This window comes from Vibrio maerlii (genome assembly GCF_003415655.1).
Taxonomy (GTDB): domain Bacteria; phylum Pseudomonadota; class Gammaproteobacteria; order Enterobacterales; family Vibrionaceae; genus Vibrio; species Vibrio maerlii.
The window spans coordinates 263,580-276,085 of record NZ_QRHC01000005.1 but is presented as its reverse complement, the minus strand read 5'-3'; the positions used below and the strand labels follow the sequence as shown (position 1 = coordinate 276,085).

At 45.1% G+C, this 12,506-nt stretch carries 12 protein-coding genes; 8 read left to right on the top strand and 4 right to left on the bottom strand.

Going from position 1 to position 12,506, the window contains the following annotated elements:
• Positions 1–76 precede the first annotated feature (76 nt).
• Positions 77–322 (top strand): ComEA family DNA-binding protein, encoded by a 246-nt coding sequence (locus DPF91_RS10900; protein WP_241033806.1) that lies wholly within the window; start codon positions 77–79, stop codon positions 320–322.
• Positions 323–325: 3 nt separating this feature from the next.
• Here DPF91_RS10900 and rrtA read toward each other — a convergent pair whose 3' ends face one another.
• Positions 326–883 (bottom strand): rhombosortase, encoded by a 558-nt coding sequence (gene rrtA, locus DPF91_RS10895; RefSeq protein ID WP_241033802.1) that lies wholly within the window; start codon positions 881–883, stop codon positions 326–328.
• 9 nt (positions 884–892) lie between these two features.
• Here rrtA and DPF91_RS10890 point away from each other — a divergent pair, with 9 nt between their 5' ends.
• Entirely contained in the window at positions 893–1,519 is a 627-nt protein-coding gene (locus DPF91_RS10890) for a tRNA-uridine aminocarboxypropyltransferase (RefSeq protein ID WP_117234452.1), read from the top strand.
• Between the two features lie 32 nt (positions 1,520–1,551).
• Here DPF91_RS10890 and DPF91_RS10885 read toward each other — a convergent pair whose 3' ends face one another.
• The 3 genes from DPF91_RS10885 to DPF91_RS10875 all read right to left on the bottom strand — a co-directional run bounded on the left by DPF91_RS10885 (position 1,552) and on the right by DPF91_RS10875 (position 4,788).
• The gene (locus DPF91_RS10885) at positions 1,552–2,871 is read right to left on the bottom strand and encodes an anti-phage deoxyguanosine triphosphatase (RefSeq protein ID WP_117234557.1); all 1,320 of its coding nucleotides are present in this window, start codon (positions 2,869–2,871) and stop codon (positions 1,552–1,554) included.
• 30 nt (positions 2,872–2,901) lie between these two features.
• Positions 2,902–3,501, bottom strand: coding sequence for a 5'-deoxynucleotidase (gene yfbR / locus DPF91_RS10880; RefSeq protein ID WP_117234556.1), 600 nt, complete (start codon positions 3,499–3,501; stop codon positions 2,902–2,904).
• Positions 3,502–3,573: 72 nt separating this feature from the next.
• Positions 3,574–4,788, bottom strand: a complete 1,215-nt coding sequence (locus DPF91_RS10875) for a pyridoxal phosphate-dependent aminotransferase (protein WP_117234451.1) — start codon at positions 4,786–4,788, stop codon at positions 3,574–3,576.
• Between the two features lie 237 nt (positions 4,789–5,025).
• On the opposite strand from DPF91_RS10875, the gene DPF91_RS10870 reads away from it, so the two are divergent.
• From DPF91_RS10870 to menE, 6 genes are all read left to right on the top strand, one after another.
• Entirely contained in the window at positions 5,026–6,333 is a 1,308-nt protein-coding gene (locus DPF91_RS10870; RefSeq protein ID WP_117234450.1) for an isochorismate synthase, read from the top strand.
• Positions 6,334–6,538: 205 nt separating this feature from the next.
• Complete coding sequence (menD, locus tag DPF91_RS10865; protein ID WP_117234555.1) at positions 6,539–8,254, top strand: 2-succinyl-5-enolpyruvyl-6-hydroxy-3-cyclohexene-1-carboxylic-acid synthase; 1,716 nt, start codon at positions 6,539–6,541, stop codon at positions 8,252–8,254.
• A complete protein-coding gene (gene menH / locus DPF91_RS10860) occupies positions 8,247–9,095 on the top strand; it encodes a 2-succinyl-6-hydroxy-2,4-cyclohexadiene-1-carboxylate synthase (RefSeq protein ID WP_117234449.1) in 849 nt (282 codons plus the stop codon). Before menD ends, menH begins: the two co-directional genes overlap by 8 nt.
• A gap of 18 nt (positions 9,096–9,113) precedes the next feature.
• Entirely contained in the window at positions 9,114–9,980 is an 867-nt protein-coding gene (gene menB / locus DPF91_RS10855; RefSeq protein ID WP_117234448.1) for a 1,4-dihydroxy-2-naphthoyl-CoA synthase, read from the top strand.
• 114 nt (positions 9,981–10,094) lie between these two features.
• Positions 10,095–11,084 (top strand): o-succinylbenzoate synthase, encoded by a 990-nt coding sequence (gene menC, locus DPF91_RS10850; protein ID WP_117234447.1) that lies wholly within the window; start codon positions 10,095–10,097, stop codon positions 11,082–11,084.
• Complete coding sequence (gene menE / locus DPF91_RS10845; RefSeq protein WP_206355559.1) at positions 11,069–12,478, top strand: o-succinylbenzoate--CoA ligase; 1,410 nt, start codon at positions 11,069–11,071, stop codon at positions 12,476–12,478. Before menC ends, menE begins: the two co-directional genes overlap by 16 nt.
• Positions 12,479–12,506: the final 28 nt, after the last annotated feature.

Below are 12,506 nucleotides of genomic sequence, written 5' to 3'. Positions count from 1 at the left end.
AAAGAGTATGGGTCATTTAAAGCATTGGCTAGTTGCCATGCTAATCAGTTTGGTTTCATTGCAAACCTACGCCAATATGGATGAAGAAAAAGTAACTAAACCCGATCATTACGAGGGAATTGAGATTACCGTTAATATTAATCGAGCAGATGCTGACGAGTTGGCTACGTTGTTAAAAGGAATCGGTCAGGCTAAAGCCAAAGAGATTGTCGCTTATCGTGAAACACACGGTGCTTTTAAATCTGCTGATGATTTGTCTAAGGTGAAGGGTATTGGTGCTGCAACGGTAGATAAAAACAGAGAGCGAATCTTGCTTAACTGAGATTTAGTCTTTCGCTTTTCTGTTGCCACTCTTTAGCACAAAGTGATAAACGGTAGCGATGAATAACCCAAGAATAAGCCCAGCCAAATGGGCTTCAACAGCAACGTTGGCTTGAATTAAGTCAGCGGTTGCTGATGGAGTTCCAAGAGTGTTTTCCCAGCCTACTTTTAAACCGATACCTAGTACCAATAACCATGACGAACGTCGGTTGTTTAAAGCCTCACCTAATGCCCAGCAAGCAAACATACCGTGTAATACACCAGACATACCAAGATAGATATTGATATCCGACAAGAGGATGGCTATGCCGACTCCAATACTCAATAATCCGATTGAACAGAGTTGGAAAGAAGGCTTAGGTTTGAATATTGAGGTGATTAACCACAGCCCAGCCAAGTTCATTGCTAAATGAGCAAGGTTGGTATGAGTAAAGTTTCCTGTTACGATTCGCCACCACTCACCAGAGTAAATCAACTCACGATTCCAAATCATGGTTGCTTCAATCATGTCTTGGTGAAAGAGCACGCACAGCAAGCTAATGAGCAAAGGTAAAAGGAACAAGCAAACTCCATGTCTCGATATTGTTCAAAATGTGGGAAGGCGAAAGTAGCCTGTATTTGTCAGTATATTCGTACGATCGATACTGATGTGCAATTGATCATCCTACAACACAAGACGGAGACCCAGCGCCCACTAGGGACTGCGAAAATCCTTTCTCTCTCATTAGCCAACAGTGTATCCATTGTTGGGGAAGATTTCTCACACGATACCAAGCTTACTAAACTATTGGCAGACCAATCTTTCCAACATTGGGTATTGTACCCTAGCGACAATTCTATGCTAATTACTGAGCAAGTTTCTACGCGATTAACTCAAAGTAACTTGAGTGAAAAACCAGTGCGTTTAATTGTCATCGATGCAACATGGAAGAAGGCGTATAAGATTTGGCAACTGTCTACCAATCTACATAACCTGCAAGCGGTACATCTGCCAGAAAACATCAAAGGCAATTATCGTGTTCGAAAAGCGCCAAGCGATAACAGCTTATCGACAGTAGAGGCGACTGCTCACGCTTTGGCGCTGATTGAGCCCCAAACGGACTTTAGCCCACTGTTCGAGGCCTTTGATAGCATGGTCGATGACCATATCAAAGCGATGCCTCCAGGTGTCTACGAACGTAATTACCTCAACCCTTAATTTGCACATTCAATTACTACTGCGAGTGGGCTCTAGTACAATGAATGAGCGCTAAACAGTTGTTGATGTAGTCGTTGCGCTGAGCCATCAGTCATTGCTGAGATATGGTCAGCGATAACGCGCATCTTCTCCGACTCTGATTCTGCTTGCTGCCATTCGAGCTTGGTGCTTTCGGTTAAAAGGCGAAGTGGGTCGGCGCTCAAAGCCTCAAAGATATCCATTATTACTTGTTGGCCTTTGTACTCGAAGATCTGTACTTGTGGCACTTGTATAACATGTTCAAAAACGAACTGTTTGAACACCAACAGAGCGGATTCCATTTCTGGGGTAAGGTAAGCGTTATACCTTAGTAAAGCGCTGTCAAAACCTTGAGGAGCAGGGGCTTTTTTGATTGTAATGCTAGTCAACAGCGCGTTTACAATACCACCGATGGCATCTTTTCTTAGATAGTGCTCCCCAGAAAATAAAAGGTCACTGATGGTAGAAATGTTGGCCTCAAACCATTGGTCGCCACACTCTGCTAATTTACTTGCAGCCTGCTCTAACCATTGGTTCTTATCAATCATCCCAAGGACTATCGCATCCTCTAAGTCGTGTACACCATAAGCGATATCGTCTGCCAGTTCCATAATCGAACAATCTAGGGACTTATAGCGTGTTTTATTGTGCGTATAGGGCTCATTTGCTCGCTCCCTCAGTCGTGAGAACTGTTGCCTATCATGACCACTCAGTGGCTCTAATACCCAATCAAACAGCGCTTTATCAGCGTCATAAATACCTTTAGCCGGTGACCAATCTGATGCCTTCAATTGACGTTGGTGTTGCACGGCCGGGCGAGTTTCTAATGCATGGCTTTGGCTGATCAGCGCAGGATATTTAATTAAGCCAAGCATCGCGCGTCTTGTCAGGTTCATACCGTGTTCTTTGGTATAAGGTTCAAGCTTAGAGACAATACGGAAGGTTTGAGCGTTGCCTTCAAACCCTCCATGGTTACGCATCATATAGTTGATAGCGACCTCACCTCCATGACCGTAGGGAGGGTGACCAATGTCATGAGCTAAACAAAGCGCTTCTATTAAGCTGAAAGTGGGGAGTAAAGCCGCGTATTCTGGTTGCTTTTGTTCGATCTGGGCCAGAATACCTGAACCAATTTGTGCAGCTTCTAGTGAGTGAGTCAGTCGGGTGCGGTGAAAGTCATTGAGTCCTGTTCCGTGTACCTGAGTCTTTGATTGCAGACGGCGAAACGCAGCAGAGTGTAAGATACGCGCACGGTCACGCTGATACGGGTCACGATGATCGTTGCGTCTGAGCTTCGCTTCTTGGTTTATTCTGTCTTGCCACTCTAAGGGCATGGTCAACGGGTCAGTCACATGTGTTCCTTACTACTCGGTAATTTCGTCTAACGTAAGCTCAAAGCTTGGAGCAAAGGTATCTAAGAATACTCTCATCTCTGGTGTTTCACGTTCCTTGAGGGTTTCCTCTAAACGACGTTTAGCAAGCGCGTACTCATGGTTGCCCGCTGAGAGTTCTTCTAAGCATTTTAGATAGGCACAGATGGAATCAGCTTGTTTGACGATAGCCTTATCTTCGGAATGTGCACTGTCTGAGATAAGGAAGGGAGCGAACTCGGATTGCAGATCTTCTGGCAGCATGGACAGCAATTTATGTTCGGCAGCGGATTCAATCTTTTTGTACTCTTTCGCTATATCAGGGTTGTAGTACTTAACAGGGGTCGGAAGATCGCCGGTTAACACTTCACTGGTATCATGGTACATCCCCAGCAATGCCACTCGTTCTGGGTTGCTAGTTCCACCGAAACGTTTGTTTTTGATGATCGCTAATGCGTGGGCAACAAAAGCAACTTGAAGGCTGTGTTCTGAGATATTTTCTTTCGACACTGAACGCATCAGCGGCCAGCGTTGAATGAGGTTCATTCTTGCAAGATGAGCAAAGAAATGGCTTTCTTGATGCGGTTTATCCATAAACGAGTCACTCCCAATAAAAAAGGTGAGCATCAGCTCACCTTTAACTATATGAAAGTTCTCATGCTTTTACTACTGACTGTAGCTAGTAATAAAGCGTTCAAAGCGACCAATAGCGGTTTCTAGATCTTCGATGTGTGGCAAAGTCACGATGCGGAAATGATCCGGTTTCGGCCAGTTGAAACCAGTACCTTGTACTAGTAGTACTTTCTCTTGTTTCAAGAAGTCCAGCACCATTTTCTGGTCATCATGGATCTTATACATCTTGGTATCGATTTTTGGGAACAGATACATTGCGCCTTTGGGTTTCACACAGGAGATCCCGGGGATCTGAGTGATCAACTCGTATGCCTTATCGCGTTGCTCTAACAAACGACCACCAGGTAAGATCAGCTCATTGATACTCTGGTAACCCCCCAGTGCAGTTTGGATTGCGTGTTGCATTGGCACGTTGGCACACAATCGCATCGAGGCGAGCATTTCTAAACCATCAATATAGCCTTTCGCTAAGTGTTTAGGGCCCGTTAGGAACATCCAACCCCCACGGAATCCACATACACGATAGGCTTTAGATAGGCCGTTAAAGGTCACCATCAAAACGTCATCTGCAAGGGTAGCGATAGAGGTGTGAGTCGCACCGTCGTACAAAACCTTGTCATAGATTTCATCGGCGAAGATGATCAGGTTGTGCTCACGAGCAATCTTGATAACTTCCAACAGGAAATCTCGGCTGTATACGGCACCGGTTGGGTTGTTTGGGTTAATCAGCACGATCCCACGTGTCTTAGGGCCGATCTTTTTGCGAATATCGTCGAGGTCTGGGTACCAATCTGATTCTTCATCACAAATGTAGTGCACCGCTTTGCCACCAGATAAAGCAACTGATGCTGTCCACAGTGGGTAATCTGGGGCTGGCACCAACATTTCATCACCATTGTTGAGTAGTGATTGCATCGCCATCACGATCAGCTCAGACACACCGTTACCGATATATACGTCCTCAACGTCCAAGCTACGTAGGCCCTTTCGTTGGTAATGTTGAACTACCGCTTTACGTGCTGAGTAGATACCTTTTGAATCACAATAACCTTGTGATGTTGGCAAGTTGCGGATTACGTCGACTAGAATTTCATCTGGGGCGTCAAAACCAAAAGGGGCAGGGTTGCCAATGTTAAGCTTTAGGATTTTATGTCCTTCTTCCTCCATGCGTTTAGCATGTTTAAGTACAGGACCCCTTATGTCATAGCAGACACTATCGAGTTTTTTAGACATCTCGATATTTTGCATGGTTTATTCCCCAAATTCATTTATATTTCATAAATTAAGTTACATTAAAAACGTCATTGAAAGAATAAAAATCTGCATATTCGGCAATAAATAGTTTTCATTAAGCAGCTGTTTGCTGCTCTTTTAGGCTGTAAGGTGTGTGTGTAGCACAAAACTAAGGCTTATTCTTGATTTACGCTAGCGCTATCAATAGAGTAGCGACAGCATCTCAGGGACATATCAATATTTGGGGTTACCTTGTCAAATCTTCACCAAGCCATACAGGCGCTGATCGAAAAGGTCGAGCAATCAACGACTAATCAGCATCGTCTCAGCGTAAACATTGATAGCCTAGACGAGTTTGGCGCGATAGATTGGCTTGAACAACAACCTATATTTCCTAAGTTTTATTGGCAATCTCGTGATACTCGAGAAGAGGTGATTGCATTAGGTAGTGTGCGCACCTTTTCTGAGCTGGCTCCTGCCTACACGGTATTAGCTAAAGATCAGAGAATCTGGGGTGGTCGTTCTTTCGACGGTAACACGGATAAAAATCGTCGTTGTTTATCTTCGTTCTTTTTTTTGCCTCAGGTTGAGTTAAGTCGTTTTGATAACCAATGGTCGCTTTCTGTGAATCTGAATAGCGAGCCTCATCGTGTGCTTTCTTCGCTCAAAAAGCTAAAAGTGGAATGTTCCTCGTTAAGCCCAATAGTGGCCAATATTGCGACAATCAAGCACTTTCCAGAGAAAGCTCAATGGACGGAATTGGTCGACAAGGTTTTGCTTGGTATCGAAAATCTGCAATTTGATAAGGTTGTGCTTGCCAGGAGAAGTGACATAGCGCTTGAACAACCCGTTTCAGCATCTCAGCTATTAAAAGCGAGCTATCAAAAGAATCATCATAGTTTCCACTTCTTGTTGGCGTTAAGCCCTAGCCATGCTTTTGTTGGTTCAACACCGGAGTGTTTATATCAACGTATAGGTCGTGAACTGCATACAGAAGCGCTAGCGGGCACCATCGGGCGCGGTGAAACAGCAAAACAAGATATGGAGCTGGCAAATTGGCTTTCCAAGGACAGTAAGAACCTCAATGAAAACCAGTTTGTGGTTGATGACATCATTGAGCGCCTAAAACCTCTCACCCAATCGATGGACACCGAGATGGAAACGCGCTTGGTGCGTTTAAGAAAGGTTCAGCACTTGAAGCGTAATATTCGTTGTGAGCTTAAGCCTATGGTGCGCGGGGTTGAGTTATTAGATGCCTTGCAACCGACTGCTGCTGTAGCGGGTTTGCCACGCAAAGAGGCGATGGAATTTATCTATGAGAACGAACCCTTTGCTCGTGGTTGGTATGCGGGCTCTATGGGGTATGTGAGCCACGAAAAAGCTGAGTTTTGTGTCGCAATCCGAAGTGCACTGGTTCTCAACAACCAACTTCAACTGTTTGCGGGTGCCGGTATTGTTCCAGGCTCTGAGGCAGAGAAAGAGTGGCAAGAGATCAACAAAAAGATGTCGACTCTCTTGAGCCTAATCAGTGAAAATCTACCCTTGAATGTGGCATCTTAGCTCTTAGAATCATAGAGAATAGAGAATAGAGAATAGAGAATAGAGAATAGAGAATAGAGAATAGAGAATAGAGAATAGAGAATAGAGAATAGAGAATAGAGAATAGATACATCGCCTCTAGAACTATGACTACGTAGAAATTCAGGATACGCAGTCAAACAGACACGCAAATAATCATGTAACAACTAAGTAAGACAATTTGATGATGAACGAGAATAAAGACCAAGCAAGCCTTAATCGAATATGGTGCCGAGTAATGCTTGAGGAGCTTTATCGACATGGCGTTAACCATATCTGTATCGCGCCGGGCTCTCGTTCAACACCTCTCACCTTAGAAGCTCAAGCTCATTCTGGTATCACCACACACACACATTTTGACGAGCGCGGTCTCGGGTTTCTAGCTTTGGGGGTGGCAAAGGCTTCAAAGCAACCTGTCGCTGTGATTGTAACTTCTGGAACTGCAGTAGCGAATCTGTTGCCTGCTATCGCAGAGAGTGCAATTACCGGTGAGCCCTTAATTTTATTAACTGCAGATCGACCACAGAGCCTTATTGATTGTGGTGCTAATCAGGCGATCAATCAGCGAGAGATTTTTGGTTCTCATGTAACCGCGTCATTAGAACTACCAAATCCATTTTCTGGAACTAATCTTAATTGGCTGCTTTCTAGTGTTGATCAGTTGATGCACAAACAACGATCTTTAGGCGGCTCGTTACACATTAACTGTCCATTCCCCGAGCCGTTGTATGGTGAAGTCGATGAGAAGCTTGCTCAAGCTCTTATGGCACCGCTTGTTCAATGGGGTGAAAGTGACAAACCATATACCTCACGAATTTTATCGTCGATGTCGGGTGTGGAAGCTCAAGTAGCGGCTAATTATCGTAAACCAGTGTTTGTGGTCGGCAGTATTGATCATGAACAAGCACGTAAAGTGATCAGTTTTGCCAACCAAATTGGCGCGGCCGTATTGTGCGACCCTCAATCAGGCACGAGTTCTAAATGGGCACATTATGATTTGTGGTTTGAGTTAGAGCAGGCGAAAGAACAACTCGTTGAGTGCGATGCCATTATTCAGTTTGGTGGACGTATCGTGTCCAAACGCTTGAATCAATGGATTGCCTCTCACATAACGACGAAACCATGCGCTTACTTACTGGTTCACCAAGAAGATAAACGACTTAACGAGCACCACCTCCCGCAAACTCATTACCAGCTTACTGCCGAACAATGGCTTGCTGTGCACGAGCGGTTAACTTGGCAGTGTGACAAGGCTTGGTCAGAACAACTCAATCAATACAGTCAAAAAGCAACACTTGCGATTGAGGATTTGATTGATGACGAGCTAACAGAGCTTTCTTTAGCTCGTTGTTTGAGTCAATTAGAAAGCAGTCATACTTTTATCGGCAACAGCATGATTGTTCGCTTAGTCGATATAGTAAGCAAGCTTGGTGAGCAAGTGATCTATTCTAACCGAGGCGCATCGGGCATTGATGGTTTGGTAGCAACTGCGGTAGGCGTTCAACAGACTCTGAACGAACCTTTGCACTTGCTGATCGGCGATACTTCACTACTTTACGATTTGAATTCTCTGGCCCTACTTAGCCAACCGAAGCTTACTCAATCTAAAGCTAAGTTGGTTATTACTGTCATCAACAACGATGGTGGTGCTATTTTTGATATGTTGCCAGTCCCTTCAGCGCAAAAACAATCTTTCTATCAAATGCCTCATGGCCTGACATTTGAACATGCAGCGAAGCAGTTTGGCCTAGGTTATGAGTGCCCAAGGAGCGTGACCTCGTATGTGGAGTTGGTTAATCACCACCTGAAAAATGGGGAGGGCACTTTGCTGATTGAGGTACAAACGCCGCCTGATGAGGTTGGGAATCAAATGCGTCAATTAAGAAAGCGATTCAATGCTTAGTGCTCTACTTCACAGTACTTCGATAGATACCAATAATGATATGCCGCTGGTGGTGTTTCTACATGGTCTATTGGGTAGCGGTGAAGATTGGCAGGGGGTTATCGAAAGGCTTCCACTCCCATCTCTCACCATTGATTTACCCGGTCATGGACAAAGCGTTGATGTTGCTGCCGTTGATTTTGACCATACTTGCCATCTCATCAACTTAACGCTTGCTCAATATGCCGAATCGGGCCGCCCTCTGTTTTTAGTGGGCTACTCATTAGGTGGGCGCATTAGTATGTATGGGTTGGCGAACCACTACTTTTCTTCTTTCAATCTTATTGGTTCATTGATCGAAGGGGGCAACTTTGGTCTTGCCAATGAAGCGGATAGGCAACATCGTTTACAACATGATACCCAATGGGCAAATCGCTTTCGAACTGAACCAATCGAACAGGTTTTGCTCGATTGGTACCACCAAAGGGTATTTTCTTCCCTAAATGATGAGCAAAGACAAACCTTGGTAACAAAACGAAGTGTTAACCTTGGGGAATCAATTGCAAATATGCTGTTATCTACTTCACTAGGTAAGCAGCCTTATTTGTTGACCGAATCACCACACAGAAAAGAACTTGATTGGAAAAAAACTGTCCATTATGTGTGTGGTGGAAAAGATGAAAAATTTAAGCAATTGGCACGAACTAGCCAGTTGGCTGTCACTGTTATCGAAAAAGCGGGTCACAACGTCCATTTAGAGGCACCTGATGAGTTTTCTCAATTGATTCATCGGTTGGTTACTCAGAGATTGGGCTACTGCACAAGTGAACGCTCCGCGAGCGAACTAGACAAGAACAAGTAAACAAGAACGAGATTAACCATGGCAAAAACAGTTGGAATTTCTGAACAAGAGCTTTACGCGCCAGTAAACTGGCAGGATTGCAGCGAGCAATATGAAGATATTCATTACCACAAGTCTGAAGATGGTATTGCAAAGATCACCATCGCTCGACCACAAGTACGCAATGCTTTTCGTCCTCAAACCATAAAAGAGATGATTAATGCATTGGCCGATGCTCGTTACGATGAGAAAGTTGGCGTAATCATTCTTACTGGGCTTGGTGAAGATGCTTTCTGTTCCGGTGGTGACCAGAAAATCCGTGGCGATTACGGCGGTTACCGAGACGATTCAGGTACTCACCACTTAAACGTTCTAGACTTCCAACGTCAAATCCGCACATGTCCTAAGCCTGTGATAGCTTCGGTTGCCGGTTGGGCAGTCGGTGGTGGTCATGTTCTGCATATGATGTGTGACCTGACAATCGCAGCAGAAAATGCTCAGTTCGGTCAAACGGGTCCTAAAGTGGGTTCATTTGATGGTGGCTGGGGTGCTTCTTACATGGCGCGTATTGTCGGCCAAAAGAAAGCTCGTGAGATTTGGTTCCTATGTCGTTTCTATGATGCACAAGAAGCTGTGGATATGGGGCTGGTAAACACCGTCGTTCCTCTAGAAGAGCTTGAGAAAGAAACCGTCCGTTGGTGTCGTGAAGTTCTGCAACATAGCCCAATGGCACTGCGCTGCCTGAAAGCTGCTTTGAACGCTGACTGTGATGGCCAAGCGGGTCTGCAAGAGCTAGCTGGTAACGCAACAATGATGTTCTACATGACCGAAGAGGGACAAGAAGGTCGTAACGCGTTTAATGAGAAGCGCCGCCCAGACTTCGATAAATTTCCTCGTAACCCATAAGTTCATGACTTTCACTAAAGGCAGACCAAGAGTCTGCCTTTAATTTCTGTACTCTATTTAAGAACTGTCTCGTATGAGACGACTCAGTTGCTAAGTAATACTAAGGGAGCCGCTATGAGAGCTGCCAAACTATACAAATATACCCTACCAATGGACAGCGGCGTTGTTCTGCGTGAGAACAAACTCACCGAACGTACTGGCTGGATCATTGAACTCCATGAAAATGGAAAAATCGCTCGTGGTGAAGTCGCACCATTGATTGGTTTTAGTCAAGAATCGCTTGATGAAGCTGGAATAGCGGCGCAGTGCGCTCTCGAGGCTTGGTTCTCTGGACACAAGCAGAATTACGATGAGTTACCGCCCTCTGTTGCTTTTGGCTTCTCAATGGCATTGACAGAGTTAGAAGGAAAGCTGCCTCGACAAGGCAACTATGTTGCAGCGCCACTTTGCACTGGTGATCCTGATGAAATCATTGAGTCACTCAGTGCCATGCCTGGCAAACGAGTGGCTAAGGTTAAGGTTGGTCTCTATGAGCCGATTCGTGACGGTATGCTGGTGGACTTGATGTTGGAATCTATACCTGACTTAACCTTGCGTTTAGATGCGAATCGAGCTTGGACGAAAGAGCAAGCGATGAAGTTTGCAAGCTACATTTCTCCATCTTTACGTCAGCGTATCGAGTTTTTAGAAGAGCCTTGTGCAAATCCTGCCGATAGCCTCGCATTTGCAATCGATACAGGGATTGCGATTGGTTGGGATGAAACCCTTCAACAAGAAATTCGACACCCTGACTTTGCACTCGAAGAACTGACGGGTGTAAAAGCGATTGTGATTAAGCCGACACTTATCGGGTCAATTGAACGTTGTAAGTTTTTAGTCGAAAAGGCGCATAAGCTGGGGATGCATGCGGTTATTAGTTCGAGTATTGAGTCTAGCTTAGGACTAAATCAACTGGCGAGACTGGCGCACTGGATCACACCTGATGAAGTTCCAGGTCTGGATACGATCAGTTTATATCAAGCCCAGCTGGAAACGCCTTGGCCTAAGAGTCCATTACCGCTAACAACGCTTGATGAGCATGAGTTGGTATGGTCGACACGATGAGTGGCGTGACTTCTCCGCTTAATAAATGGGCTCAATCGAGCCCATCTTTGTTAGCGCTGCAAACACCAGAGAGAGATTTCACATGGCTGCAATTGTTGGCCTGCGTCAACGGCGTTGCTAATAGTTTGTCATCACAGGGTATTGCTTCAGGCGATGTCGTTGTTGCTATTGGCAAGAACAGTGTTGAACTGCTCATTCTTCACTTGGCATGCAGCGAGCTTGGCGCGGTTTGTGCGCCAACGATGCCTCAATCATTAGCAGAAGTTCATACCAAGCTTAGCGTTCTGTATAGCCCAGAGGAACATCATTGGATCTGGGTTGATTCAGCGTTAGGAAGAGAGGATTTAAGCGGATTGCGCACGGTGAGTGTTGCCTTATCAGAACATGTTGAAGTTAAGCCGGTTGATAGTCAAGCCAACCCATTTGAGCGTGATCGAATCGCAAGTATTATTTTTACTTCGGGCTCTACGGGTACACCTAAGGCAGTTGCTCACAGCACATCGCAGCATTTGGCTTCCGCTGAAGGCCTACTTAGTCGGTTTGCTTTTCAGCAGCATGATACATGGCTTTTAAGCCTGCCGATGTATCACGTATCTGGACTGGCGATCGTTTATCGTTGGCTGCTACGCGGTGCATGTTTAAAACTTGGTGAGGGCGAGTTAGGACATGATATTCAGGGCGTAACTCACGCATCTCTTGTGGCGACTCAATTAAAGCGTTTGTTGGGGCAGTATGCCTCTCTCGATCTTACACATATATTGCTAGGGGGAAGCCATATTCCCCATGACTTAGCCCTTGCGGCTAATTCAAAAGGTATTGAAACCTGGATTGGTTATGGCATGACAGAAGCAGCCTCAACCGTAACAGCGAAAAGAGTGGATGATCAATGTGACGCTGGGTCATTACTACCTAGACGTCAAATCAAGATAGAGAATCAGCGGATCTATATTGGTGGAGAGACACTCGCTGAAGGTTATTACAAACAGGGTGTTTGTACTTCTATTGTTGATGAATCAGGTTGGTTCGACAGCAAAGACCTCGGTGAATGGCTAGGGGAGCGAATCAAGATTATTGGTCGCGCCGACAATCTGTTTATCTCTGGTGGTGAGAATGTTCACTGTGAGGAGATTGAAGCGGTAATAAATCAGATTTATGGTGTTAAAACGTCAATAGTGATACCCATAGCCGATTCAGAATATGGACATCGACCTGCCGTTGTCATTGATAGCTCAAAGGCTGTGGAGCAGCGAAATATTGAGAGCTACCTAGTTAATCAACTCGCTAAGTTTAAATGGCCAATCGCTTATTACACTATGCCCAAATCACTACTTGGTAACGGTATCAAGATTTCACGCAAAGCAGTTAAAGAGTGGCTACAGACACAACTAAAATAGCTCTGGATCCAAATTATTAACGAGACCT